The organism is Paenarthrobacter sp. 4246 (genome assembly GCF_040546855.1).
Classification (GTDB): domain Bacteria; phylum Actinomycetota; class Actinomycetes; order Actinomycetales; family Micrococcaceae; genus Arthrobacter.
In genome coordinates, this window is sequence record NZ_JBEPOP010000001.1 from 341866 (window position 1) to 366601 (window position 24736).

Below are 24736 nucleotides of genomic sequence, written 5' to 3' on the forward strand. Positions count from 1 at the left end.
CACCCTAGACAGAATGAGTTCCCAGCAATTCCGCACCAGCGGGAGGTCGAGCAAACGGCCGGTTCAACAGCGCGACCCAGGCATCGGAACAGGATTCCTTTTCATCCTGGCCACCATCGCCAGCGTGGTGGGCCTGGCCGCAACGTACTACTTCTTTGTGCGCACCACCATGGGCCAGTTCATCGACGAATCAGCGCTTGTTGAAGCCACCGTGCTGGGCGGAACAGCAGGGAGGGCCTCTACGGAGTTCCTGGACATGCTGCCCATGCTGTCGCTCGCGATCGCCGCCATCATGGTGCTCTTCGTGACCATCGCCCGGCGCCGCTGGAAGGCCGCCGGCATCGCCGTGGCCGCATGCATCGCCGCCAACGTGGCCACGCAGATCCTCAAGTTCCTCATCCCGGACCGGCCCGACCGCGGCGTCCAAACCCTGGAACTGAACTCACTTCCCTCCGGGCACACCACCCTGGCCGCCTCCGCTGCCGCCGCGGTGTTCCTGATGGTTTCGCCGCGCTGGCGCCCCCTGGCCGGGTTCCTCGGCAGCACCTTCGCCGTAGCCACCGGAGTTTCCACGCTCATCAACCAGTGGCACCGCCCTGCCGATGTCGTTGCGGCCTTCCTGGTAGTCGGCGCCGTCATGCTCCCCGCGGGGTGGCTCATCCTCCGCACAGGGACCAGCTGGAACGTGTGGAAGGGATACGGCGAGCACTGGGCGGCATCCCGGCTGTGGGTATGGCTCACAGTCACCGCGCTGGTGGTGGCCGGCATTGTTGCGGCCTACTCACTGCTGCAAGTCATGCCCGGACTGAGCACCGACAGCACCATTGACTACTTCTGGGCCGGCACGGCCTTCATTGTGATCGCAGGCTACCTGTCAGCCCTTGGCGGCACGTGGCTCTTCGGACTGGCGGCGCGGAAGAACTAAACGCTCTTCACGCACGACGGAGACAGGACCGCTAGTCCTCCGGGCCGACTGAATCGAAGAATCTGGGATCCTCCGCGGCCTCAACCCCTCGAAGGTGGGCCTGCTCCCGGATGAAAAGTTGGTCGTCCGCAGTGAGCAAAGTGCCGCCGTGGATGTCCACGGCCCCGTCCTCGCCGGTTTCGTCATTGAAAATGGCCGTCATGGTTCGGGGCACAATCATGCTTCCCGGATTGTCGATGAGCCACTGTTGCGTGTCCGGAGAAAGCTGACTCCAAAATTCCCTGATGTGCATAGTAATCAGCGCTGCCGTTCATTGTTGGGGTGGATTTATGGGACCTGAATGCGCTGCACAATCTCTCTGGATACTGGGGCGGGTCCTCCTTCTTCAGGCTACGCCCCGTCGGGTCATTCCTGACCCGAATGAGGTGACCTTTCTGAACAAGACGTCGACGCAACCCCGTTTGATGCGCTACTGTTAATCCACTCGATGGATAAACAAGGCAACTTCCCAGGAGCACCCATGTCTTCCACCCTCAGGCCCGCCTCAAGCAGCAAGGCAGCAACCACCCAAGTCCCGGCATCCCGCGATCTCGTGGTCGATTTCATTCGCGTCGCCTGCATGTTTGCCGTGGTGGCCGTCCACTTGCTCATGATGGGGATCAGCGTGGACTCCTCCGGCATCGGGGTAGGGAATCCCTTGACGTCCTTGAGCTGGTTCGCGCAGGGTACGTGGTTCGGCCAAGTCATGCCGCTCTTCTTTGTGGTGGGCGGCTTCGCATCGCTCACCTCGTGGCGGAGCCTGCAACGCAAAGGCGGAGACGCCGGCGACTACCTCCGGAACCGCGTGCTCCGACTGGTCCGTCCCACGGTCGCCCTCTACGCCTTCCTCACCATTGCGCTGTGGAGCGCGACGGCGGCCGGGGTCCCGGGCGACCTTCTTACAGTTATCGCTGCAGGCGCCGGGGTTCAGTTGTGGTTCCTGGCCGCATACCTGATCTGCCAAGCGATGGTTCCCACCATGGCGAAGCTCCACGGCCTGGCACCGTACCGGACCGTCGCAGCGCTGGCCGCGGGCGCCGTCGTCGTCGATGTTGTTCGCCTGGGCTTGGAGCACAACCCGTGGGGTTTCGACTCAAATCCGATCGGGCTGCTGAACATGGTGTTCGTATGGGGGTTGCTGCAGCAGCTTGGCTTTTTCTATGCCGATGGATTCTTTGACCGCTTTGCCCGCTGGAAGCTGGTCCTGGCCGCGGTTGCTTGTTATGGAGCGCTGGTCCCGCTGACGGGCGCCGGTCCCTACCCCGTGGACATGCTGACCAGCCAGAACCCGCCCATGTTCCCGCTGGTGTTGGTGGGCTTGGCGCATGTTCTGCTGGTGAAGGCCGTGTACCCGATGTTGCAGTGGTGCGTGCGGGTGGGCTGGGTGCAAAAGGTGATGTTCGTGGTAGGCAGCCGTGCCATGACCATCTATCTGTGGCACCTGCCGTTGATCATTGCCTTGTTCGGGATCGCGCTGGTCCTGCGGTTGCCGTTCCCGCAGCCTGCCAGCACCGAGTGGTGGCTGAGCCGTCCCCTGTTCTACATTGTCGCGTGGGCGCTGGTGTTGCTGGTCTCTACGCCGCTGGTCCGCTTGGAACTTGCCAGCACCGCGCTGGCGCCCGGTGCTTTGCGTCCGCCCATGTGGCGTATCGCGGCTGGAACCGTGCTGGCGATCATCCCGCCCTTCGTGGTGATGAGGCAGGCCCTTGATGTCACCAATGCGACATGGGGTTTGGTCCTGTTGGTGATCGCCGTGGCGCTCGTTACCGGCAAGGTCCCGGACCGGGTGTGGAAGACGCCACGGCTTGCTGAGCGCACCTAAGCCTGACCGGCGCGAAAAACAAGCCTTCACCAGCGGACTCGTGCGGGGTAGATTCTGCGCTACCGCACCCGGCCACCCAACTACCGGGTCCCCACAGGGAGATGCATGAGATGCATACAAAGCACAAACCACGCATTGAGAACCGAACGTCTGCCCTCGCGGCAGGAGTGGCAACGTTCGCCATTCTTGCCGTTGCCATAACGCCACCCGCCCTGGCTGCCAAAGGGACGGACACCCAGGCCCTCCGCGACGCAGTCACTTCAGGAGCCATCATCGGCCACCTCGAAGAACTCCAAGCGATCGCCGATGCCAATGGCGGCACGCGATCTGCCGGTACGGCGGGCCATGTGGCCTCGGCGGAGTACATCGAGGATCAGCTTGAAGCTGCAGGCTTCGTGACACAACGCCAGTACTTCGAATACCTCAAGTTCAACCTAATGGGTGAAGCTTTTGAGCGGCTTACGCCAACCCCACGGACATACACCGAGGACGATTTCGCTGCGATGTCCTACTCCGGCTTCGGGAGCGTCACGGGGACTGTGACGCCGGTGGATATCAATCTCACAGGCGACCGTGCCTCAACCAGTGGTTGCGAGGCTATCGACTTCACCGGATTTGTAGCCGGAAGTATCGCACTCATTCAGCGTGGCACCTGTCCTTTCAACACCAAGGCCGTGAACGCCCAAGCTGCGGGGGCAGCAGGCGTGATCATCTTCAACCAGGGCGACGCCGATGATCGGCTGGGCAGGGTGGATGGAACCCTCGGCGCCCCCACAGCTGACAACCCGGAAGTGACCGTCCCAACGGTAGGTGCAAGCTTTGCGGTCGGTGAGGAACTGGCCGGTCTCACGGGTGCTACTGTGCGGATCGTGGTTGAGGGCAATACCCAGCCGATCGAAACCTTCAACGTCCTGGCAGATACGGCCGGGCGCGCAGACCGCACCGTGGTGGTGGGTGCGCACCTGGATTCCGTCGCTGAGGGTCCCGGCATCAATGACAACGGGTCCGGCTCCGCCGCCATCCTTGAGACGGCCTTGCAGTTTGCGGCACTTGGAGTTTCGCCGGAGAACCGCGTGCGCTTCGCGTGGTGGAGCGGCGAGGAAGATGGCCTGATTGGCTCCGACTACTACGTGGCCCAACTGAGTAAGAGTGACGTCAAGAACCACGCACTCAACCTCAACTTCGACATGGTGGCTTCGCCCAACCCGGTCAGGTTCGTCTACGACGGTGATGGCAAACCACTCGGAACCGCGGGGCCCAACGGTTCAGCCTTGATCGAGAAGGTGTTCCTGGACTACTTCGCCTCTCAAGGTCTAGCTACGGAGCCCACAGAGTTCGACGGCCGCTCGGACTACTTCGGGTTCATCGAAAACGGCATTCCGGCCGGTGGCCTTTTCACTGGTGCTGAGGAGATCAAGACCGCGGAGCAGGCGGCCATTTACGGCGGCACGGCAGGTGTTGCCTATGACCCCTGCTACCACCAGGCCTGCGATGACATCGACAACATCGACGCAGCGGTCCTCGAACAGATGGCCGACGCCATTGCCCACTCCACGCTGGTCTTCGCGGAAACCCAGTCCGCAGTGAACGGCACCGCGAAGGGCACGGGCAACTTGAAGCTCGAATTCAAGGGCAACCAGGCAGTCCGCTAGTAGTTCTGTTGAATGCACCAACGGCCGCAGGGCAGCCCTCACGGGGTTGTCCTGCGGCCGTTGGTGTCGTCGCGTTGGAGAGCAGGCCTAGGTGTCGGAAGCAGCCTTTGCTGGAGCTGTATCCAACACACGCCGTTTCACGTCCTGACGGGTCGTCTCTGCTTGGAAACCAGAGGCAGCGAGTCCTGCCCGCCAGTCACCGCGGCACGTTGCCAATTCCTCGAAGCACGCCCTGATCAGTTCCTTGGGCGGGGGGATGTGGCCATCACCAGTGTCGGGTCCCCACCGGTCCATCAGCATGAAGAGATTCTCTGAGTCACCAACAACATCAACAAATGGCAGCTGGTGCTTCTGGATATGGAACCAGTCCTTGGCGTTCTGAATAAGAGCCACTGTGTGACTGAAGCCCGCCGAATACGCCGGAATAAGGTTATGAGCCACGCTGGCCGGTAATTCGGACATATCTTTGCCGTCCATCTCCCAGGCGTAAGTCATGTAGCGCTCCACCGCCCCAGGGTAGAAACGGGAAATGGATGTCTGCGGATTGACAGCAAGCGCCAGCGATGTTGGGAAGAACCTCGACAAAGCAAGGCTGGCGTATCCGCCAGCTGAACTGCCGAAGAACACCAGATTGTAACCTCCGGTCTCCCTCACAATGCGTCTAACAACGTCCGCCAGGGTCTCCTGAAGGTCGGGCTGCTCTTTTGAGCCCGCATACCAAGCCAGGTTGAAGTCAGTTGATTTGCGGAGGCTGGGATCTGAGATAAAAATACGGTTGACAGGTAGCCCGGCGGTGACTCCTTGCCCCAGGAACCACGGGAGTCGGACGTCTTTTTCGGCCGCTCCGTGGAAGCACACCAAGGTGGTATCGGAATCGGCGGGGACGTTCAGTATTTCAAGCGGCAAGCCCTGGTGCTGGATCTCGATCAGCCCTGCAGGAACCTCTTCAGCGGACAGGAATGAGTGAAGGTCCGGGAAGCTGGATGGCGTCGGGGTATCGACAACTAGGTTTTCAGACACCACGGTAGTCTAGCCGCGGAGGTCGGAGACCCCAGAATCCCGGGACATGACCAGCACACCTCAGTAATTCCGCCGGTGCTTCAATCTGGGAATCGCGACGGCGAACACCACTGCGGCTGCGAAGCCCAGTACGCCTGTGGCCCAGATCCCTGCGGACAGTGAGATGGCGGCCGTCAGCCCGGAAAGCAGCACCGGTCCCCCGGTTCCGCCCGAGTCAGCAATGAAGCGCCAGATGCCTAGGAAGTGACTGCGGCCGTTGTCCGGCGAGAAGTCGGCACCCAGCGTCATAATGAGTCCTGAACTAATGCCGTTGCCGAACCCGATCAGCAGTGCAACCAGCAGCAGCGGCACAAACCCTGCGGTGAACGGAATCAGGATCAAGGCCGATCCCATGATCACAGTGGACGGGATGGCCACCCATTGCCGGCCCTTCCTGTCCATGAGCTTTCCGGCAGGGTAGAACACCAGCATGTCGATTGCGCCGGACAGGCCGAACAACAGCGAGGCATGGGTGGCATCAAGCCCCAAGTGATCCGCCCACAACGGGATCACCACCTGACGCGAGGCACGCAAGGCACTCAACAAGAGAATTCCGAACCCAACGGTCAGGAACACGCCTGCATGGGAGGCAGCGACACTCCGCAGCGTGGACGCTGGAGGGCGAGGGGCGCCGTCGGACGTATCCGGAGCCACTAAATCCGGGATGGTGAGCGACAAAGCGGCAGCCGCCATCATGCCCGCAAAGCCCACCCAATACGCGCCGCTTATGCCCGCAAATTGCATGACGCCGGCCCCAACGAACGGTCCGATGAAGAGACCGATCCTGGTCACCCCGCCCAATGTGGACAGTGCCCGTGCGCGATAGAGAACCGGGACCGCTTCGGTGAGGAACTTCTGCCGGGCAAGGTTGAAGACGCTGGCTGACATGCCCACTAGCGTCATCGAAGCCGCCAGCAGCCACAGGCCGTGCTCCATTTGCGGTGCGAAAGCTGCCGCACCCAGCGCTATCGCGCCCAAGGCTCCGGCGCCTACGATCGACCAACGCTCGCCGAACTTCTCTGTGATGATCGAGGCCGGAATGTTGAAGATCCACGACCCCAGCCCGATCAGGGTCACAATCAAAGCCGAGACCGCCACGGACGCCCCAAGGTCACGCGCCGAGAGCGCTATGACCGGCAGGACCGCCCCCTCACCGATACAGAACAGCAACGCGGGCCCGAAGGCCGGCAGCGCAACGCTGCGAAGGCTGAACTTTTGGTTTGTCTGGGTCTTGGTCATCCCTTTCATCCTAGGACTGTGATTACAGAGGTCGGGGCCAGCATTACGTTGTGCAATGCCTACCCGTGGACCAGTGCGCTCCGCAGTTTGTTGCGGCTCCTGGGTCCGGAGCCGCAACAAACTACATGCCGAGCGGGATTGCGTGCCGAGGACTACCGGCGGTTGACTGCTTCCTTGCGGCGGCTGCCTACTGCCAAGAGGAGACCCATAAGGAGCATGACGCCCGCCCAGAAAACGACGGCACCGTTCAGTCCGGTATTGGCCAGTACGTTCGAGCTCCCGACGGCGGTGGAGGCTGCCGGTGTCATCGCACCCTGGGTGGAACCTGCAGGAACAATTGTGGCGGTTTGAGTGCCGACACCTGCAGTACCGATACCGGTGTTACCACCGGGGACGAGTCCGCCACCAGCAGGCGGGTTCACGGTAGGAGGGTTCACCACCGGAGGCGTAACAACCGGAGGGTTCACTACCGGAGGCGTAACAACGGGAGGATTCACCACCGGCGGATTCACCACCGGAGGCGTAACAACGGGAGGATTCACCACCGGCGGCGTAACAACGGGTGGCGTGACAGTGCCCACCGATCCGCCGCCGACTCCCACTGAGGTGGAGCCGACGCTTACAGGAGCCGTAATCGGAACGATCACCTGGGTGCCTGAGAGGAGTCCATCATTGCCGGAAGTGGTGCTACCCCCCGTGGTACCAGCAGGAGCACTCCCACCGCTGGTTCCGGTGTTCGTAGCTGATGAGTCACCCAACACACCGGCCGAGGTAGAGCCCACGTTCACCGGAGCCGTAATCGGCGCGACGACCTGAGTGCCAGAGCCGATGCCCTCCGAACCATTCGTCGAGGCACCCGACGAGGTCCCACTAGGAGCAGCTGGAGCAAGAGGCGCGGACGAACCGGACGTAGCTGCAGAATCCCCAGCTACACCCACAGCAGTGGCTCCGATGTTAACAGGGACCGATATCGGAGCCACTACCTGAGCGCCGGATGCAATTGACTCTCCCCCCGACGTTGTTGCCTGCGCCGGTGCTTGATCCGGCGCAGGAGCTGGAACTGATGCCGCGGGTGTGGTGGTGGCTGATGAATCCCCCAAAACAGCGGCCGACGTCGAACCCACCGTGATGGGCACCGTCACCGGCGCTACCACTTGGGTTCCCGAGGCGATACTGCCGGAACCGCTGGTCGCAGCGGCCGGCGTCGAACTTGTTGCCGCTGCTGGTGCGGCAGGTGCGGCTGGGCTCGCCGCAGTGGAGCCCCCCAGCAGACCCACTGACGACGAGCCCAGGTTTATGGGCACCGTGACCGGAGCAACTACTTGCGTCCCGGAACCGATGCTGTTGGAGCCATTGGTGTTGGCCGCGGGCGCGTGGCCCGAACCTCCAGCAGTTCCCGGCGCGGACGCCGTAGCTGCTGAATCCCCCAACAGTCCCAGTGAGGTGGCGCCCGCGGAAATCGGCGCTGTTACTGGCGCTATGACCTGCGTTCCGGAAACTAGCCCATCCTTTCCGGAAGTGGTGTCCGCGGCATTGGCCGCGGTTGCGCTGAGGGCAATCATGCCCCCTGCGAAGCATGTGCCGATGAGGCACTTGCGTAAGGTCCTGTTCATGGTGATCTTCTCCTGAAAGTCTTGTTCCTAAAGGCGTCCGTTGACGGATCGCCCCAATAGCCGTCGGCTGCGTTTTGTTGAGCAGCGGGGCTGGGGAACTAGTCAGGAGAGGAGCCGGGATCGAATGAAACCGGCTTTGGATGTTGTTCATCGCTGACCGTCTCCAGGTCAGTGAGGGAATCTGCGGGAATAATCAGTGCACCGTGCAGGAATGCCGCTGCGGGGCTCGGGGGCCCGTTCTGGGAGTTACCTGAGCCGGTTCCCGCGAGTCCGGCAGGCACAGCTCCCGGCCCGGAAGGAAGGTCCGCGGGTTCCGTATGCTCTTGGGTTGACCCAGCTCCAACGGCTTGTACTGAGCTTGCAGAACCCAGCACACGGGATATGGATAGCACCGGCGACGCCACGGTGGCAGTACCCGGAACAATTGCACGGGTGGCTGGCACGGTCTTCACCGCCGCTGGTTCCTGGGTCGCGGTTCCCATTGCGGCCGCCCCTTGCGGTGAACTTACGACGCCGGAAGTCGGCAGAGTGCCAACCCCCGGCGTGACGTCTCCTGCAGGCGCTGCTGGAGGTAAGGATCCGGCGCCTCCAAGCAGAGGCGGAAGAACTGAGCCGACCGGCGGCAAGACTTCATCAACCACGTCAACGATCGGCTGAACAATGGGGTTGGTAACGTCGGTGACGGGTTCCAGGGCAACAGGTTTCAGGGCCTCGTTGACCGGAGGAACAACTGCAGCGACAGTGTGGTCCACGGTTTCCGTCACGGGGACAGCGACTGCCTCCACAACGGTTCCGACAGTCCCTCCCGGGACTACTTGGTTGACCAGCGGAACGGTTCCGACAATTTCTCCTACGGCCCCTCCCACATGCTCCATGAAGGGCGTCACTGCTGGAACGGGAACGGAAGCAGACTGCGCAGGCACTACCGCTTTCACCGGTGCGGGCAGGGCAACGTTCGGGACGGGAACACTGACGGAGTGAGCCGAAGACTCTGGCACTGTGGCTTCTGCAACAGAAGACACAGTGGACGTAACTCCCCCAAGAAGCGAGGGCTTTTCGTCAGCTCCGGTGTCGGCGTTGGCGCCGGTTGCGGAGAGTGTCATCCAGAGCGCCGTGCCGGCTCCAGCGATCATGACTGAGCGGAGAATGTTGGTAGCACGCGGAAAGACGCGTGTGCCCTTCATCTCGACACCCCCAGGTAGTCGCGAACCGAATGGTCGCCTTCATCCTAGGACTGGAGTTACCCAATAGTCCATGGTTGGGAGTCAACAAGGTGACAAATTCGTAAGGAACCTTGTTACGAAGGGTACGAACCTGTTTTTCCTGGTCCAAAGTCAGGGGTACCCAGCGATGCCCTTCCTTGGGCATTGGTTTCCTGAAGCCTCTTGATGAACCAGCGGGACTGCTCAGGGCCGTAGGGAAGGACCGGAATCGCTTTGGTCGCGTCCGACGGCATGTCCCGGATGGACTGTGTGGCCTGACGGACTGCCGTACTCATGGTGTCTGCCATGGTCTTCACAAACTCGTCGCTGGCAGGTTTACCGTGACCGGGAACCAGGAATTCATAGCGGTGGCGGAGGGCGGAGATGTGCCGCAAGGCATCAGCCCACTCTTCAGGATACGAGTCCTCGAAGGACGGGTGGGCGCCCTGCTCCACCAGGTCGCCAACGTAAAGTGTGGTGCTGGTGCCCACCAGGAGGTCGCCGTCGGTGTGCGCCCTGCCCAAGTAGAAGAGTGTGGCCGTGATCCCACCGAGGTCCACGAGCACGGGCTGGTCGTGGACCAATGCGTTGGGAACAACGATGTCGACGGCGTCACCCTCCCCCGCTGCCATCTCGGGTTCGTTGGTGGCCACGAAGCGTCGCTGGTTGTCGGCGTCTTTCTCGATAGCCGCCGCACAGTTGGCGTGCGCCCAGAACTCCGTGACGCCGTCGTCCGCGAAAACGGCGTTGCCAAAGTAGTGGTCGTAGTGGGCGTGGGTGTTCACAACCACCAGCGGAAGCTGGGTCTTTTCGCGCACTGCTGCGAGGATCTCCCGGCCTTGGCGGGGGCCACAGCCGGTGTCGATGACCATAGCGAGTTCAGAGCCCACCACGAGCCCGGTGTTCAGTAAGGACCCCTCGGTTTCCAGGACGTAGTTGTTGGGACCGAGTTCTAGCCAAGCTGACAATTGATTCTCCGTTTACAGTGCAATCCGGCGATGTTCAGGCCTCTACTCTACCCACGGAAAGCTGGGAGGGCGCGGAACCCGCACTATCGCGGCGCACTGATTTACGTGCGGTGTTTCAGAGGATGGCAGTCATGATGTTCCAGCCGGATCCTACTTGGGTGGCATAGATCCAGCCGCCCGAACCGTTGCCGCCGTAGAGGACCAGGTCGCCGTTGCTGGCGCGACCCAAAAGGTCCACAGTGCCGTCTCCGTTGAAGTCGCCCGGAGATTCGATGGCGGTCATGACGTTCCAGCCTTGACCAATCTGGCCAGCTGGGAGCCAGCCACCGGAACCATTACCAGGGTACAGCAGAAGAGCTCCGGAGCCGTTGCGGGCTACGACGTCGGCTTTGCCGTCTCCGTTGAAGTCACCAACGCCCTCAATGGCGGTCATGACGTTCCAGCCCTGACCGATCTGACGGGCAGGAAGCCAACCACCGGAACCATTACCCGGATACAGCCACAGGACACCGGCGGAGTCGCGGGCAATCACATCGGCCTTGTAGTCCCCATTGAAATCACCGGGAGCTTCAATGGCAGTCATAACGTTCCAGCCCGAACCAATTTGGCGGGCAGCAAGCCAACCACCGGAACCGTTGCCCGGGTAGAGCCACAACCGGCCGCTGGAGTCGCGGGCCAGGACGTCGGCATTGCCGTCGCCGTCGAAGTCACCGGGAGCCTCGATAGCGGTCATGCCATTCCAGCCCGAACCAATTTGGCGGGCAGCAAGCCAGCCGCGGTAGCCGTTGCCCGCGTACAGCCACAACCGCCCGCTGGAGTCGCGGGCCAGGACGTCGCTGCGGGAGTCGCCGTCGAAATCGGTGATCTTTCTCCTGTTGACCGGGGCCGTCCCGCCGTACGTGCTGAGTGCCTTGTTGGCGTCAATAAGGCCAGCCCCGCAACCAGCCGGGCACCCCGCCGGAAGAGGCCTGGAACTGGCTTTCAGTTGCTGCTCCACCTGGGCCGGTGTGAGACTGCTGCCCTCGGCCGAGATCAGCAACGCTGCCAGGCCAGCCACCTGAGGTGCCGCCATGGAGGTTCCCTGCATCCAGGCGTAGGCAGATCCGGCGCTGGTGGTTTTTCCGAAGTTGAAGGTAGACAGGATTCCGTTCTTAGCTGCCTGGCTCATGTCGCCGCCAGGGGCTGTGACGTCCACTGCACTGCCATAGTTTGAGTACTGCGCACGGCCGCCGGAAGCGTTGCTGGCGGCCACGGTGATGACGTTTTCGCAGTTGGCCGGGCTTGCATCGGCAGCGGGACGGTTGGAGTTTCCTGCCGAAACCACAACCGCGGCACCCGCGTTGCGGGCGAAGTTAATAGCGTTTTGGTAGGTGGCCGAGCAGGGCTTGATACCGCCGAGGCTGAGGTTGATCACGCGGGCCGGGTTGGGGTTGACCGGCGCGCCGGTAACAGTTCCGCCGGCGGCCCAGATGATGGATTCAGCGATGTCAGAGGTGTAGCCACCGCAGTAGCTCAGGGCCCGAACGGGCAGGATCTGTGCATAAGGCGCAACGCCCGTGATGCCCTGTCCGTTGTTGGTGACCGCAGCGATAATCCCGGCGACGTGGGTGCCGTGCCACGACGAATTTTGGGCGGGGCTTCCCACCTCGCATACACCGGCCGGTTCCCAGTCACCTTGATCGGTGGGGTCCGGATCGCGGCCGTCGCCGTCCCGGGCATCCTCGGCGTAGGAGATCATGTCATAACCAGGCAGGACGTTGGCGTCCAAATCCTCGTGCCGGGTGATTCCGCTGTCCACCACCGCAACAACAACATTCTCGCCCCGGACGTAGTCCCAGGCGCCGGCAGCATTGATGCTCGCAGGACCCTTCAGGTTCCACTGATCCGGGAAGCCGGGGTCAGTGGCATCCGCGGTGGCATGCATGATGTCATCCGGCTCTGCGTAGGCAATGGCGGGATCGGTGCGCAGCGTTTTGACGAAAAGGGCAGACTCGGCGGCGGAAAGCGGCTTGTCCAACTTGATGATGTGCCCGCCCGCGGCGTTCTGGCGGGAGGCCTCGGCCACGGCACCGAGCGAGCTCGCCGCTTTGCCTGCAACATCGCGCACTGCTTTGTCGGTGGACTGGACCGTGGCGTCCTTCATCCCCACGATGAACTGATCTGTGGGAGATTCGGGGGCGGGCTGGAGCAACTGCGGCCCCGCGGGAACAATATCCAGGGTGTCTGCTGCGGCCGGCTGGACGGCCAGGCCGCCGCCGATCAGAAGAGTAGTGAGTGCCAGACCTGCAGCTCTCAGGGACCGGATTCGGGAGTCATTAACCATCAGGGGCATCCTTGGGACGTCGCGACCAACCCTGAGCGGCTGATTGCGGGCAACTGGAGACCACCAGTTGACCCCCAAGGAATTGTAAGCTGACTCCCGGCTTTATGGTGTACAAAACGCAGTTTGTGACTGTTGCGGCGACAGCAACCAGCCAAGGAGCCCGGCCCCCTCAGAGGAAGGGACGAGACGGACTATTATCCAAACCCAAAAAACTCAGCCGACGCGCTCAAACACCATCGTCGCCTGGATCCGGTCACCTCCGCCGATCACTCCCTTGCTCCCGCTGCTGGCGGTGGTAATGGTGTGGAGCCGGTACCCCTTTGCGGCTTGATCGTTGATGGCCTTTTCCAGAGAGGGAAGGTTGCCCGAACCGGCGCCCCACATCTTCTCTCTCAGGATCACTTGGAGAACGACGTACTGCTGCATTGCACCACTTCCTTCTGTCGCTGGACGGTTGCGTGCAAGGCTACTCGACGCCGGCGGAGGCGCAACCACTGCTCCGACGCCTTCTTCTCGACGGCCACCCGGTTTCTGTTGCAGCAGTAGAGGCAGGCTTCCATGATCAGTCGCACCTGACCCGGCATTTCCGGCGCGTTCTGGGAACAACGCCGGGAGCCTTCGCCGCCTGCCCCTCTCCTACTAAGGAGCGCGGAAGGGATCGGCGTCGGGCGATACTTGACTCTGACACTGTGGAAGGCGAGAGAACTGAGTCATGTTATCCATCGGAGCTTTCGCGCAGATCGGGCAGGTGACCCACCGGATGCTGCGGCATTGGGACAACGCAGGTCTGCTCGTGCCAGCCCACGTTGACGAGTTCAGCGGTTACCGGTCCTATGACCCCTCACAGCTTGAGCGCCTGCATCGAATCGTTGCCCTGCGCCAACTCGGCTTCGGCCTAAACGACATCTCGTCGATTCTTGACCAAGGCGTCGAGGCCGATCGCATCGCAGCTCTGTTGCGGATTCGCCGCGCAGAGGTTGAGCAGGAACACCAGATCGCTGCTGGCCGCCTCGTCGACGTGCAACGGCGGCTCCATCTCATCGAGAAAGAGAACCACATGTCCCAGATCGAGATCATCGAGAAGTCTCTGCCCGCTGTCCGCCTCGCAGCCCGCCGCGCGGTCGTAACAGACCAACCTGAGGTCGCAAGTGTCGTGGGTCCCTCCTTTGACGCCGTTTCCCGGATCATCGGCGATGAACATGGAGCTCTGGACACACCAGTCGCGCTGTACGAGACGGTTGACGACGGCCTGCAAATCATCGCCGGCTACGCCTACACGGGCCCCGCCCGCGACGGCATCGAGATCATCGAGCTACCCGGTGTTGAAAATGCCGTCTGCGGCGTCCATCTAGGCTCCATGGAACACATTGCAGAAAGCTGGCAGGCGCTCCACGCTGAGATCTTCGCTCGAGGGCTTGTTCACTCAGGGCCGTGCCGGGAACTTTACGTCCGAGCGATTTCAGATGATCAGTCCGACTGGGTGACCGAGTTACAGCAGCCAGTTCGGCAGGGCTAAGATCCCAGGGGCTCCTTTAACGGCGTCTGGAAGCTTAGGTTTCCGGGGCACCCCCAGGGCATTGCCCGCCGCCCCAGCGTTCCAGCGCAACGATGGCCTCGCGCAAGGCGAGCCCTTTATCGGTCAGCGCGTAGGCCCGGGTGTTGTGCCGGAGTGGCAGGCGGGAAAGTACGCCTGCGGCCTCAAGCTCGCGCAGGCGCGTCGCGAGCATGTTGGTCGGCACTCCCAAGTCGCGCTGCAGATCGCCGTAACGCTGTGGTCCGTCGAGCAGCCGCTCCACGATCAGTAGGGCCCACCGTGCTCCGACGACGTCGAGGGCCGCGGCGAGGTTGCTCACGCGGTCGGATCGGCGTCCGGCTTCATCCAAAACGGTGAGTAGTGGTAGCCGTCGGGGTCGTCGAACTGGCGCTGGTACATGAAGGGGTAGTCGTCGGTGTCACCAATCCTCCCGCCGGCGGCACCTGCGCGTTCGATGAGTTCGTCCACCGCTTCGCGACTGCCGAGGTCGAATGAGACCGTAACTTTCGAGGGGGTGTCGGGTCCGCCGACCAGTTCCTCGGCGCCGCCGACGCTCGCGTACATCTCGCGACTGCCGAGCATGACGTACTGCTCAGGCGCGATCGCGAAGCATGACACGTTGTGATCGGACATCTCAGTGTTGAGGGTCCAGCCAAGGGCGCTATAGAAAGCTGTGGCTCGCTCTACGCTCTCAACCGGGCAAGTAATAAAGAGGCTCATGCGGCCCATACTTGCAAAATGCAAGTGCGGCGTCAATACCCGGGTAAAGCGAACCTGACACGGCAGGTGCACTCCCTACCGAACCCGCCGGTGAACCGCGAACCGGACAACCATCAATGCAACAGGGTTTGGATCTTCTTCAGGTTTGCAAGCCATGCCACATAGTCTTCGTCGTCTTCACCGAGTTCCGCCCACACATCGTGCCCATCGGCCTCAGGATCCTCGATGATGTCCTGGATGGCATTCGCAGCGCTCCGCTTCAGAGCCGCGGGCGGAGTAGGCCTGCCAGCAGCCCACTCGGCCACATGAGGATGAACCTCTATGTCGCTGTTGCCACTCAGGAGGGCCAATACAGCACCGGCGGCAACGATGCTCTCCGCGGAACCAACCGCAAGCGTTTCCTGAATAAAGGGAAATACCTCCGGCGCTTCCTTCAGATCACCAAACCAATCGAGGGCATCGTCATTGCCGAAACTTCCCGTGGACCAAGCACCCATTCCGAACTCCTCTCGTCGTGTGTTCATCATGTCTGAAACGTCCGCCTAAGGACGTTTTTGGTTGAGCTCCATTCCACGCCACTGCTTCTGCAAGAGGAATTGGGCTCGCCGGGCCATAGGCATAGATTCAGCGTCCACCCACCCAGCGGGCAACCCGGAATGGGAGGCCCGCCTGTGGGCAGAACGGAGGAACTGTTCGGGTGGTGAGAGAGCGTCCGGCTCAAGCCCGCGGGAAGTGATAGAGCGTCCGGCTCAAGCCCGCGGGATGTGAGAGAGCGTGCGGGGTGCTACATATCCGCGAGCGCTCCACCCGGGTTCTCGATTGCGTCAGCAACGTACCGGAGGAAGCCGGCCGCGGTTTCGCCGTCGCATACGCGGTGGTCGAAAGCCAAGGTCAGTTCGGTGACCTTACGGACGGCCAATTCACCGTTGACCACCCAGGGCTTGTCGATGATTCGGCCCACGCCCAGCATCGCAACTTCAGGGTAGTTGATGATCGCGGCGGAGCCGTCCACACCGAATACTCCGTAGTTGTTCAGCGTGAAGGTGCCGGAGCCCAGTTCAGTGGGGGTCGCCTTCCCGTCACGCGCGACGGCGGTGAGTCGGCGGATCTCGGCGTCCAGCTCGCGGGCACTCATCTCATGGGCGTTCCGGACGGACGGGACCACGAGTCCGCGGTCGGTCTGGGCGGCGAAGCCGAGGTTGATGCCGCCGAAACCGACGATCTCCTGCGAGCCGTCCGAACCGGTTTCAAAGCGCGTGTTCAAAGCCGGGTACTTCTTTAACCCAGCCGTGACAAAACGAGCAATGAAGGCCAGCAGACCAGGGGTATCGTGCGGTGCGCGCTTTTTGAGTTCGGCCCGCATCTCCAGCAACGCGGTAGCGTCCACGTCCACCCAAACGGTCGCTTCCGGAATCTCCGAGCGGCTGCGGGTCATGTTCGCGGCAACAGCCTTGCGGACACCACGAACCGGCGTCCGCGCAGTCACGGACAGACCTGTCCGGCTATCAACGGCACCCGCATCAGAAGAGGCGGCAACGGGTGCGGCCACCGGAGTGGGAGCAGAAGGCGCAGCAACGGAAGGCGCCGTAATAGCAGCCTCTACGTCCCGCCGCATGATTAGCCCACTGGAACCGGAACCCTCAATCGCGTCGAGGGAAACCCCGTGGTCGCGCGCCATCTTCCGCACGAGCGGAGAGATGACAGCACTGAGCTTGCCAGGGATGCGCGTCCCCGCCACAGCCGGCTCCATCACCGGCTCAGCAACAGGCTCAGCCACTGAAACAGAAGAACCGACGCCGATACCCGCCTTCCGCGGACGCGTCCGGCCACTGGTCGCTCCCCCTGGCGTACCGTACCCAATCAGTACGTTGCCGGAGCCGGCCTTCTCTTCAGTCCGGTAGGTCTCGGCAGCAGCTTCCACGGCCGACGAAACGTCGAGACCCGAGGACACCGGCGAAGGATCAACAGAACCAGCCGGAGCAGGAACAGGAGCGGCAGCGGGCGAAGCCGAACCAGCGCGGGCGATCGAGATCAGCGGCTTGCCGACGTCGAGCGTTTGACCGGCCTCACCGTGCAGCTCGGCAACCGTGCCGGCGTAAGGCGAGGGCACCTCAACCATGGACTTGGCGGTCTCAACCTCGGCGATGGGCTGGTCAACCACAATCTCGTCGCCCACGGCGACGAGCCAGTTCACCAGTTCGGCCTCGGTGAGGCCCTCCCCAAGATCGGGCAGTTTGAAGACCTGCATATCTGAGCTCATGGTCAGTCCTCCCATTGAAGGTCGTCGACGGCGTCGAGGATGCGGTCGACGCTTGGCAGGTAGTAGTGCTCCAGCTTGGGAGACGGGAACGGGACGTCGAAGCCGGTCACTCGCAGGATCGGGGCGGCGAGGTAGTGGAACGCCCGCTCCTGGACGCGGGCCACGATCTCGGAGGACACGGACGCGAATCCATGGGCTTCGGCGATCACGACGGCGCGTCCCGTCTTACGTACGGACGCGCAGACGGTCTCGTCGTCGAAGGGGACGAGGGTGCGGACGTCGATGACCTCAAGTGAGCGGCCCTCCTCTGCAGCGGCCGCGGCTGCGGCGAGCGCGGTGGGAACCGACGGGCCGTACGCGATGAGCGTTGCATCCGTACCGGGACGAGCGACAGCCGCGCGGCCCTCGGTGGAGGTGCCGGCGTCGTGCTCTGCGCGCAGTGCACCCAAGTCCACCTGGTCCTTGGACCAGTAGAGCTTTTTGGGCTCCATGAACATCACGGGGTCATCGGAGTCGATGGCTTCGCGGAGCATGCGGTAGCCATCGGCCACTGTGGCGGGCGTGTACACCTTCAGGCCTGCGGTGTGGGCGTAGTAGGACTCGGAGGAATCACAGTGGTGCTCCACTCCCCCGATGCCGCCGGCGTAGGGCACACGAATGACCATGGGCATCTTGAGCTTGCCCTTGGTGCGGTTGTGCATCTTGGCAACGTGGCTGACGATCTGTTCAAAGGCCGGGTAGGCGAAGGCGTCGAACTGCATTTCGATGACGGGCCGCATGCCGTTGATGGCCATGCCAACCGCCATACCCACGATGCCTGACTCAGCCAGCGGGGTATCGAAGCAGCGTTGTTCGCCGAATTCGGCCATGAGGCCGTCGGTGATGCGGAAGACGCCGCCCAGCATTCCGACGTCTTCGCCGAATACCAGGACGGAGGGGTCTGAGCGCATGGCGTCGGCCATCGCGGTGTTCAGTGCCTTGGCCATGGTGAGGCTCTGCGGGCCGCTTGCTTCGGCAGTGGCCGCTGCGGAAGCGGCGGCGCTGGCGGTGGCTGCGCTGACGTTGGCTGCGGTGGTGCCGTTGGCGGTGGTGGTGACGGTCATTTTGCGCTCTCCTCTCGTGCGAGTTCGCTCGCAAGCAGCTCGGACTGCTCTTTCAGCTGCGGCGTTTGCTTGTCGAAGACGTACTTGAAGAGGTCCAGCGGCTGGACCGGGACGTCCTCACCAAGGCCCTCGCGGAGCTGGGTGGCTACGGCTTCTGCATGTTCGGCGATCCTGTTGCTGGCCTCGTCATCGAGGAGGCCCTTGTCAGTGAGGTAGGACTTCATGCGTGCCAGCGGATCCTTGGCCTGCCATTCAGCAACCTCGCTGTCCGGGCGATAACGCGTGGCGTCGTCCGCGTTGGTGTGGGCCTGCATGCGGTACGTGTGGGCCTCAATCAACAGCGGGCCGGATCCCTCGCGGGCCAGCTTCACTGCGCGGTCCATGACTGCGAGCAGCGCGACGAGGTCGTTGCCGTCAACGCGCTCACCGGCCATGCCATAGCCCACAGCTTTGTGAGCCAGGGACGGCGCCACGGACTGGTGGCTGAGCGGTACGGAGATCGCGTACTTGTTGTTCTGCACGAAGAAGATGACGGGCAGGTGGAAGACGGCGGCGAAGTTCAGGGCCTCGTGGAAGTCGCCTTCGCTGGTTGCTCCGTCGCCGCACATGGCCATGACTACCGTGTCTTCACCGCGGAGCTTGGCAGCATGCGCGACGCCGACGGCGTGCAGCAGCTGTGTGGTCAGCGGCGTGCACTGAATGCCCACGTTGTGCTCTTTGGGGTCGTACCCGCCGTGCCAATCGCCGCGGAAGATGGTCATCACCTCAACGGGGTCCACCCCGCGGGTCATGACGGCGACGGCGTCACGGTAAGTGGGGAACAGCCAGTCGCCGTCGCTGAGGCACATGGCAGCTGCAACCTGGCAGGCCTCCTGGCCGTGGCTTGAGGGGTAGACGGCCATGCGGCCCTGACGGACCAGCGCCGAGTTCTGATCGTTGACGCGACGTCCGACGACGAGCTGCTCGTAAGCGGCCATCAGTTCCGCATCGCTGGGCGTGGGGTACTCGTGGCCGGGCTCGGTGCCTTGCTCGTCATGGGAGCGGAGGGTGCCGTCCGGGTTCACCATTTGGATCTGGTGCCGGGCGGGGAGCATGTAGTCCTCAACGCTGATGCCGAATTTTGTTCGAACGTCAGCGGCGTGGTCCTCTACAGCCGTTTCCGGCGCAGAGTGGTCTGCGTGGATCGTCATTGGTCCGTCCTTCTCTAGCCACTATGTGCTTCCAGTATGTTCCCGAGCCTTGTTTCGTATCCAGCTTTCCGCTGAATCATGGAAGCCCTTTCCTGGAATGGGTATTCTGAAAGACGAATTGCAATTGTGAGCTGGGTAACGTGCCCGTGCTGTAGACGAATTGGAGAGCCAGTGAGCGAGGCCGAGGCGGAGCAGACCGCCGTACCGCTGGACAGTGTGGACCGGGACATCATCCGGGAGCTGACCACCGACGGGCGCATGTCCGTCACCCAAGTGGCCGAGAACGTGCACATCAGCCGCGCCCACGCCTATACAAGGATCGCCCGCCTCACGGGCGAAGGTGTGTTGACCAAGTTCACGGCCCTGGTGGATCCCATCAAAGCCGGCCTTCGGTCATCGGCCTACGTGACGTTGAAAGTTCAGCAGCACTCGTGGCGCGAACTCAAGGAACAGCTGCGCGCGATCCCGGAGATCCACCACATCGCCTTGGTAGGCGGAGACTTTGACGTCATTCTTTTGGTCCGGGCAACGGACAACATTCACCTCCGGCGTGTGATCTTCGACCAGTTGCAGTCCATGGACGGCGTGCAGGATACGCAGACTTTCCTTGTCTTTGAGGATGTTGATACCCGGTAATGCCTCTGGACGGTCCTTTGCTGGGAGGGAGCACCCATTTGGGAACCTTAGACTGTCCCCGTGCCCCTCAAGACTGCCTCCGCCACACGCGCCATTGGCGTTTTCGTGGGGGCATGCATGCTGGCAGCGGTTCTTTGGTTGATCGCCGCGTTTCAATTCTTCTACGACCCTCCGCAGGCAACCCCTCACCGTACTGATGCGATCGTTGTTCTGGGCGGCATGAGCAAGGAACGGTTGCCTGTGGCTCAGAAATTGCAGAAGAAACTGGATATACCTGTCCTCGTGGTGTCGACGACTGGCCTGGCGGGCAACGTGGAGGGCGATGCGCTGTGCGACGAGGATCAGGACGATCCTGACCTGGTGTGTTTCCGCCCCTCACCGCTGAATACGAGGGGCGAGGCCGAAGCTCTTCGCGACTTGATTGCAGACCATGGTTGGAAGTCCGTGACGGTGGTGACGTCGGAGTATCACGTGATGCGCGCCGGCACTCTTATTGAGCAATGCACCTCGGCGGAAGTGCAGATGGTCGGGTCCCAGCCGGACCTTTCCGCTGGCGCTTGGCTGGACCGGTTCGTGGTGGAAACAGGCGGGTTGATCGACACGTGGATGCGACCCGAGTGCTCGAGTAGTTAGAGCCGGGCCCACTGAGTTGGCTGGTATGACAAAACTAGTAACGTCATATCGATCACCGTCGACTTCAGAGTCAAAGCACCTCATATGTATTGCAAACTTTTTGGCTACATGAAGGTTGTGGTCAAGCTATTGAGTTTTGGGGATGCAGCGCGCCATCCTTTTGCCATAGGTCCAAGGTCTCACCCTACGAGCCCAAGGATCCTCCGTGGCCACTTTCAGAGCAGAGCCGACACCTTTTCCTCCCCGCAGATCCCGTCACCTTATAGCCGGCCTTATGGCAGCTGTCGTTCTGGTGCTCGGCATCCTTCACGGGTCCCCGGCCCAAGCTGCAACTTCTCCTGTTTATCCCATCAGCGGTTACTTCATCTATGGCAGCACCAGTGATGCTAACAATTTGAAGAAACTGTCAGACATAAAGTCAGTGGGTGGAGACACCGTCATCACCTTCGGTTCGCTGCTCAAGCCTGCAACGCTGTCGACCATCCCGGCTGGGTGCACAATATCAGGCGTCAACTGTGCGAAGGCCGCCGCGTCCGGGGTCAGCGTGAACCGCTACTTCGTCTACTCGGACAACAGCTCATGGGGGTCCCCGGCCGTTCTGTGTGGCCGTGATAAGACCGTCACAAACGGCACGACAAAATACACCATACTGCTGCTGCCCGTTCAAGGAAGCGGTTGCACTTCTCCTACAAATACCTATGACGTTGTTGTGATTACCGGCGGCCAGTCCTCAATATCTATTTCACTGGGCAAGACAGCCACCAACCTGGGCATGAAGTATTACGCTGGTTTGCCCGCACCGGTCAAGAGAACTGACATAACGTACTTACCCGATCTCTCCTACCAAGCAACATTTTCGCTCTTTACGGCCCGTTTCCTGCTCTATCAAGCGAAAGTCAACGATGTTCCCGGCCTCGCAGGTTTCTACCACCACACGGAGATGCCACTCAGCAATGGGGCCGTCTGGGATGCTGTCCTGAAGGTATACGAAATCCAGAATTCGAGGATTGCCCAGTACCAGCCAACTCGTTCAGCAATTGTCAGCCCGTATATCGACTCGCGTAGCGCTTTCTCCGGCAGAGTCACAGTTGATCAGGCGCGCGAAGCAGTCGAGAACATTGCCAACACTGCGAACGGCGTAGACCTCGCGATCGCAGTCCAGGACGGCATGGGCACCGGCAAGGGTGCTTCATTCTTCGGAAGCGAATCTGGAAACAGCGTCGATCAGTATGCAGCCGCGATAGTGGGCAGCGGCACTTGGGGTTCCAAGTACATGGCCCCAACACGCGAATACTTTGTAGCCCTGGCTGAAGGTGTTGAGGGCACAGGGGCGGAGCTATGGGCAAATCTGGAAGGCATGGCGCCAGCAACTTCGCAGAATCCTTGCAACGACAGCCTGCGCGGTCAGACCACCAAGTCAAGAATGAACAAGCAGCTGCAGCAGTTGGGCAACACTCCAGGAAAGGTCATTTCCTTTATGTGGGACCCGTACTTCACCTGCACTGGAACTTATGCCCCCATGCTCGAGCGCCTCAAGACCACCAGTATGACTCCCGTGATTACCGATTCCATTTTCTATGGGAACGGTGACGTCTTGGTTACTGGTCATAATCTGAGCGGGGGGACGATACAGGTCAAGTGGACCGATGCTTACGGAAGGGTGTTCGACAAGACCGTTACAGCCACGAACTACAACGCAACGTACGGGGAACAACTGGGTATCAACCCACTTCTTGAGTCGGTGACGGCAAGGCTCGGGAGCACCTCCCTGGGCTCGGGCAAGAACTACTTCATCAATGTGACCAACGGTTCAGGAGTAAGGAACGACGCCCTCTACTCCGATCGCGGTTGACCCACCTGTGATGGCGGTCGCTCGCTCAGGCGAGGCGACCGCCATCGCCACGTCGCATTACGGAGTCCTCCTTTGGAAGGCACTTTGCGGCACTCTTCACGTGGTCGGATATGTCACTTGGGCCCTCGAATGCAAGAATTGACTGTAGCCCCGTCTCGTTTCAACGCATCTGAGGAGTGATGAAGTGACGAACTCTGTTTCCAGAACAGCCGCCCTCTCGCCTTCTCCGCGCCACATGCGACGGCGCCGTTTCAGGGGGGATGTTCCCTCAACACTTCTGCCTGGGCATGAGCCCAGGAAGCTGACGGCAGTGCAGGCCCGGCCCACAACTGTCGACCGAACACCATCTCAGCCACAGCCGGCGCTCAAGTTGTCGCCAGAAAAGACCGAGCGGGCCTCCTCGGCCCTCTCGAAGGACGCGAGTCTTCGTCGTAAACGACTGATAGCCCTGGTAGTTGTGACGCTTGTCTCGCTAAGTATTCCGGTTCTGGCACTGACCTTGATGTTTGGCCGCTAAGCGATAACTTGCGTCATACGTAATTAAGGACCTTGAGGGACGGTGCGATAGCATCGGCTGGTCAGCCACTGCCTTTCTCGGGGGAATCCATGCCCATCGTCATGCCAATTTTCGGTACACGTCCGGAAGCCATCAAAATGGCTCCGATCGTGACCGCCTTTCAAGAGTCCGCAGACTTCGAGTGCGTGGTGACCGTCACTGGTCAGCACCGAGAGATGCTGGACCAAGTCAACGAGTTGTTTGGAATCGTCCCGGACCACGATCTGAATATCCTGCAGCAACGCCAATCGTTGTCCGCCATCATGACCCGTACGATTGACGGCTTGGACAAACTTTTTGCGGCCAACAAGCCCGACGCTGTCATTGTCCAAGGTGACACGACTACATCCACGGCCGGCGCCATCGCCGCTTTCTACCACGGCATTCCCGTGGTGCACGTAGAGGCCGGACTCCGGAGCGGTGACCTGTTCTCACCGTTCCCTGAGGAGGCAAACCGCAAAATTACGAGCCAGATCGCCAGCCTTCACTTGGCCCCGACTAGTGTCAGCCGCGGCAATCTGCTGGCCGAGGGGATCTCCGAAAGCGATATCGTCGTCACTGGCAATTCAGTCATTGATGCACTCCTGACCACCGTGGACAAGCACATCCCGTTCTCAGATCCGCAGCTGGAGGAGCTTGCTGCCAGCGGTCGCCGAATCCTCCTGGTGACAACGCACCGCCGAGAGAACCAGGGCGATGCGATGCGTGGTGTTGGACGCGCTCTGGCTCGCATTGCCGAAGCAGAGCCGGAATTGGTGATTGTGTTGCCGGCCCATAAGAACCCTGTTGTTCGCGAAGCGGTTCTGCCCGCACTGGAAGGCAAAGAGAACGTCATCGTCACTGAGCCCTTGGCTTACGGCGAATTCACGCGGATGCTCTCCTTGGCGCACATCGTTCTTACAGACTCCGGCGGAGTGCAGGAAGAGGCACCGAGTCTCGGTAAGCCGGTTCTGGTCATGCGCGATAACACGGAGCGGCCGGAAGCCGTTGACGCCGGAACTGTAACGCTTATCGGCACTGACGAAGAGAAGATCGTCAAGGAAGTTGACCGCCTCCTGAATCAGCAGGACGCATTCGACGCAATGGCCAACGCCGTAAACCCCTACGGTGACGGAAAGGCTGCCGAGCGGACAGTTGCCGCTGTGGCCCAGCTCCTGGGGACCGGTGCACGCATCCCCGATTTCGTAAGCTAATTTGAAACTGCCCTGGCCGGCCTGTCCGGCCAGGGCAGCTACCTATCCGTTGAGGGTAGGCACTCTTGCCTCCGGGCGGCCGTTACGCATTGCCCTGCTCTGTTTGTGACAGTTGCTCCTGGCGGCGCTCACCTAAGATAGTGCTCGAATGTGGCCGTTGCGGGGCAGATAGCCCGATTACGGCGTAAGGAATCGCATGACCACCCACACAATAGAT

The 24736-nt window shown here is 61.6% G+C and carries 24 protein-coding genes; 10 read left to right on the top strand and 14 right to left on the bottom strand.

Going from position 1 to position 24736, the window contains the following annotated elements; all coding sequences use genetic code 11:
• Window positions 1–13 precede the first annotated feature (13 nt).
• Window positions 14–925, top strand: a complete 912-nt coding sequence (locus ABIE35_RS01615) for a phosphatase PAP2 family protein (RefSeq protein WP_354512133.1) — start codon at window positions 14–16, stop codon at window positions 923–925.
• A 31-nt stretch (window positions 926–956) separates the two neighbouring features.
• Here ABIE35_RS01615 and ABIE35_RS01620 read toward each other — a convergent pair whose 3' ends face one another.
• Entirely contained in the window at window positions 957–1145 is a 189-nt protein-coding gene (locus tag ABIE35_RS01620; RefSeq protein WP_354512134.1) for a hypothetical protein, read from the bottom strand.
• Between the two features lie 300 nt (window positions 1146–1445).
• On the opposite strand from ABIE35_RS01620, the gene ABIE35_RS01625 reads away from it, so the two are divergent.
• Both ABIE35_RS01625 and ABIE35_RS01630 read left to right on the top strand, forming a co-directional pair.
• Window positions 1446–2786 carry an acyltransferase family protein gene (locus tag ABIE35_RS01625; protein WP_354512135.1) on the top strand — a complete coding sequence of 447 codons (1341 nt, stop codon included), beginning with the start codon at window positions 1446–1448 and terminating at the stop codon, window positions 2784–2786.
• 110 nt (window positions 2787–2896) lie between these two features.
• Window positions 2897–4438 (top strand): M28 family peptidase, encoded by a 1542-nt coding sequence (locus ABIE35_RS01630; RefSeq protein WP_354512136.1) that lies wholly within the window; start codon window positions 2897–2899, stop codon window positions 4436–4438.
• 87 nt (window positions 4439–4525) lie between these two features.
• Here the strand turns inward: ABIE35_RS01630 and ABIE35_RS01635 are convergent, their stop codons facing one another.
• The 3 genes from ABIE35_RS01635 to ABIE35_RS01645 form a co-directional block, all read right to left on the bottom strand.
• Window positions 4526–5461: a hypothetical protein gene (locus ABIE35_RS01635; RefSeq protein WP_354512137.1), complete on the bottom strand. Its 936-nt coding sequence runs from the start codon at window positions 5459–5461 to the stop codon at window positions 4526–4528.
• 57 nt (window positions 5462–5518) lie between these two features.
• Complete coding sequence (locus ABIE35_RS01640; RefSeq protein WP_354512138.1) at window positions 5519–6736, bottom strand: MFS transporter; 1218 nt, start codon at window positions 6734–6736, stop codon at window positions 5519–5521.
• A 152-nt stretch (window positions 6737–6888) separates the two neighbouring features.
• Window positions 6889–7383 (bottom strand): LPXTG cell wall anchor domain-containing protein, encoded by a 495-nt coding sequence (locus ABIE35_RS01645; protein ID WP_354512139.1) that lies wholly within the window; start codon window positions 7381–7383, stop codon window positions 6889–6891.
• A 433-nt stretch (window positions 7384–7816) separates the two neighbouring features.
• On the opposite strand from ABIE35_RS01645, the gene ABIE35_RS01650 reads away from it, so the two are divergent.
• Window positions 7817–8365: a hypothetical protein gene (locus ABIE35_RS01650; protein WP_354512140.1), complete on the top strand. Its 549-nt coding sequence runs from the start codon at window positions 7817–7819 to the stop codon at window positions 8363–8365.
• 82 nt (window positions 8366–8447) lie between these two features.
• Here ABIE35_RS01650 and ABIE35_RS01655 read toward each other — a convergent pair whose 3' ends face one another.
• The 4 genes from ABIE35_RS01655 to ABIE35_RS01670 all read right to left on the bottom strand — a co-directional run bounded on the left by ABIE35_RS01655 (window position 8448) and on the right by ABIE35_RS01670 (window position 13268).
• Window positions 8448–9533, bottom strand: a complete 1086-nt coding sequence (locus ABIE35_RS01655; RefSeq protein ID WP_354512141.1) for a hypothetical protein — start codon at window positions 9531–9533, stop codon at window positions 8448–8450.
• 113 nt (window positions 9534–9646) lie between these two features.
• Window positions 9647–10519 carry an MBL fold metallo-hydrolase gene (locus ABIE35_RS01660; protein ID WP_354512142.1) on the bottom strand — a complete coding sequence of 291 codons (873 nt, stop codon included), beginning with the start codon at window positions 10517–10519 and terminating at the stop codon, window positions 9647–9649.
• Between the two features lie 115 nt (window positions 10520–10634).
• A complete protein-coding gene (locus ABIE35_RS01665) occupies window positions 10635–12842 on the bottom strand; it encodes a S8 family serine peptidase (protein ID WP_354512143.1) in 2208 nt (735 codons plus the stop codon).
• A gap of 213 nt (window positions 12843–13055) precedes the next feature.
• Complete coding sequence (locus tag ABIE35_RS01670; protein WP_354512144.1) at window positions 13056–13268, bottom strand: DUF4177 domain-containing protein; 213 nt, start codon at window positions 13266–13268, stop codon at window positions 13056–13058.
• A gap of 32 nt (window positions 13269–13300) precedes the next feature.
• Here ABIE35_RS01670 and ABIE35_RS01675 point away from each other — a divergent pair, with 32 nt between their 5' ends.
• Window positions 13301–13594, top strand: coding sequence for a helix-turn-helix domain-containing protein (locus ABIE35_RS01675; protein WP_354512348.1), 294 nt, complete (start codon window positions 13301–13303; stop codon window positions 13592–13594).
• Window positions 13555–14358: a MerR family transcriptional regulator gene (locus ABIE35_RS01680; protein WP_354512145.1), complete on the top strand. Its 804-nt coding sequence runs from the start codon at window positions 13555–13557 to the stop codon at window positions 14356–14358. Before ABIE35_RS01675 ends, ABIE35_RS01680 begins: the two co-directional genes overlap by 40 nt.
• A 34-nt stretch (window positions 14359–14392) precedes the next feature.
• Here the strand turns inward: ABIE35_RS01680 and ABIE35_RS01685 are convergent, their stop codons facing one another.
• The 6 genes from ABIE35_RS01685 to pdhA all read right to left on the bottom strand — a co-directional run bounded on the left by ABIE35_RS01685 (window position 14393) and on the right by pdhA (window position 19649).
• Window positions 14393–14695 (bottom strand): winged helix-turn-helix transcriptional regulator, encoded by a 303-nt coding sequence (locus ABIE35_RS01685; protein ID WP_354512146.1) that lies wholly within the window; start codon window positions 14693–14695, stop codon window positions 14393–14395.
• Window positions 14692–15096, bottom strand: coding sequence for a VOC family protein (locus tag ABIE35_RS01690; protein ID WP_354512147.1), 405 nt, complete (start codon window positions 15094–15096; stop codon window positions 14692–14694). Before ABIE35_RS01690 ends, ABIE35_RS01685 begins: the two co-directional genes overlap by 4 nt.
• Before the next feature lie 113 nt (window positions 15097–15209).
• Window positions 15210–15593 carry a DUF4259 domain-containing protein gene (locus ABIE35_RS01695; RefSeq protein WP_354512148.1) on the bottom strand — a complete coding sequence of 128 codons (384 nt, stop codon included), beginning with the start codon at window positions 15591–15593 and terminating at the stop codon, window positions 15210–15212.
• 287 nt (window positions 15594–15880) lie between these two features.
• Window positions 15881–17356 (bottom strand): dihydrolipoamide acetyltransferase family protein, encoded by a 1476-nt coding sequence (locus ABIE35_RS01700; protein WP_354512149.1) that lies wholly within the window; start codon window positions 17354–17356, stop codon window positions 15881–15883.
• Window positions 17357–17358: 2 nt separating this feature from the next.
• A complete protein-coding gene (locus tag ABIE35_RS01705; protein WP_354512150.1) occupies window positions 17359–18459 on the bottom strand; it encodes an alpha-ketoacid dehydrogenase subunit beta in 1101 nt (366 codons plus the stop codon).
• The gene (gene pdhA / locus ABIE35_RS01710) at window positions 18456–19649 is read right to left on the bottom strand and encodes a pyruvate dehydrogenase (acetyl-transferring) E1 component subunit alpha (RefSeq protein WP_354512151.1); all 1194 of its coding nucleotides are present in this window, start codon (window positions 19647–19649) and stop codon (window positions 18456–18458) included. Before pdhA ends, ABIE35_RS01705 begins: the two co-directional genes overlap by 4 nt.
• A gap of 171 nt (window positions 19650–19820) precedes the next feature.
• On the opposite strand from pdhA, the gene ABIE35_RS01715 reads away from it, so the two are divergent.
• From ABIE35_RS01715 to wecB, 4 genes are all read left to right on the top strand, one after another.
• Complete coding sequence (locus ABIE35_RS01715) at window positions 19821–20285, top strand: Lrp/AsnC family transcriptional regulator (RefSeq protein ID WP_280623364.1); 465 nt, start codon at window positions 19821–19823, stop codon at window positions 20283–20285.
• A 60-nt stretch (window positions 20286–20345) separates the two neighbouring features.
• The gene (locus ABIE35_RS01720) at window positions 20346–20918 is read left to right on the top strand and encodes a YdcF family protein (protein ID WP_354512152.1); all 573 of its coding nucleotides are present in this window, start codon (window positions 20346–20348) and stop codon (window positions 20916–20918) included.
• A gap of 274 nt (window positions 20919–21192) precedes the next feature.
• A complete protein-coding gene (locus ABIE35_RS01725) occupies window positions 21193–22770 on the top strand; it encodes a hypothetical protein (protein WP_354512153.1) in 1578 nt (525 codons plus the stop codon).
• A 606-nt stretch (window positions 22771–23376) separates the two neighbouring features.
• Complete coding sequence (wecB, locus tag ABIE35_RS01730) at window positions 23377–24519, top strand: non-hydrolyzing UDP-N-acetylglucosamine 2-epimerase (RefSeq protein ID WP_354512154.1); 1143 nt, start codon at window positions 23377–23379, stop codon at window positions 24517–24519.
• Window positions 24520–24736 lie beyond the last annotated feature (217 nt).

What these genes read in the sequence shown, in the direction of transcription:
- ABIE35_RS01615 (WP_354512133.1), top strand. Translation starts at nt 14, where the DNA reads ATGAGTTCCCAGCAATTCCGCACCAGCGGGAGGTCGAGCAAACGGCCG.
- ABIE35_RS01620 (WP_354512134.1), bottom strand. Translation starts at nt 1,145, where the DNA reads ATGATTGTGCCCCGAACCATGACGGCCATTTTCAATGACGAAACCGGC.
- ABIE35_RS01625 (WP_354512135.1), top strand. Translation starts at nt 1,446, where the DNA reads ATGTCTTCCACCCTCAGGCCCGCCTCAAGCAGCAAGGCAGCAACCACC.
- ABIE35_RS01630 (WP_354512136.1), top strand. Translation starts at nt 2,897, where the DNA reads ATGCATACAAAGCACAAACCACGCATTGAGAACCGAACGTCTGCCCTC.
- ABIE35_RS01640 (WP_354512138.1), bottom strand. Translation starts at nt 6,736, where the DNA reads ATGACCAAGACCCAGACAAACCAAAAGTTCAGCCTTCGCAGCGTTGCG.
- ABIE35_RS01655 (WP_354512141.1), bottom strand. Translation starts at nt 9,533, where the DNA reads ATGAAGGGCACACGCGTCTTTCCGCGTGCTACCAACATTCTCCGCTCA.
- ABIE35_RS01665 (WP_354512143.1), bottom strand. Translation starts at nt 12,842, where the DNA reads ATGGTTAATGACTCCCGAATCCGGTCCCTGAGAGCTGCAGGTCTGGCA.
- ABIE35_RS01670 (WP_354512144.1), bottom strand. Translation starts at nt 13,268, where the DNA reads ATGCAGCAGTACGTCGTTCTCCAAGTGATCCTGAGAGAGAAGATGTGG.
- ABIE35_RS01680 (WP_354512145.1), top strand. Translation starts at nt 13,555, where the DNA reads ATGTTATCCATCGGAGCTTTCGCGCAGATCGGGCAGGTGACCCACCGG.
- ABIE35_RS01690 (WP_354512147.1), bottom strand. Translation starts at nt 15,096, where the DNA reads ATGAGCCTCTTTATTACTTGCCCGGTTGAGAGCGTAGAGCGAGCCACA.
- ABIE35_RS01695 (WP_354512148.1), bottom strand. Translation starts at nt 15,593, where the DNA reads ATGGGTGCTTGGTCCACGGGAAGTTTCGGCAATGACGATGCCCTCGAT.
- ABIE35_RS01700 (WP_354512149.1), bottom strand. Translation starts at nt 17,356, where the DNA reads ATGAGCTCAGATATGCAGGTCTTCAAACTGCCCGATCTTGGGGAGGGC.
- ABIE35_RS01705 (WP_354512150.1), bottom strand. Translation starts at nt 18,459, where the DNA reads ATGACCGTCACCACCACCGCCAACGGCACCACCGCAGCCAACGTCAGC.
- pdhA (WP_354512151.1), bottom strand. Translation starts at nt 19,649, where the DNA reads ATGACGATCCACGCAGACCACTCTGCGCCGGAAACGGCTGTAGAGGAC.
- ABIE35_RS01725 (WP_354512153.1), top strand. Translation starts at nt 21,193, where the DNA reads ATGGCAGCTGTCGTTCTGGTGCTCGGCATCCTTCACGGGTCCCCGGCC.
- wecB (WP_354512154.1), top strand. Translation starts at nt 23,377, where the DNA reads ATGCCCATCGTCATGCCAATTTTCGGTACACGTCCGGAAGCCATCAAA.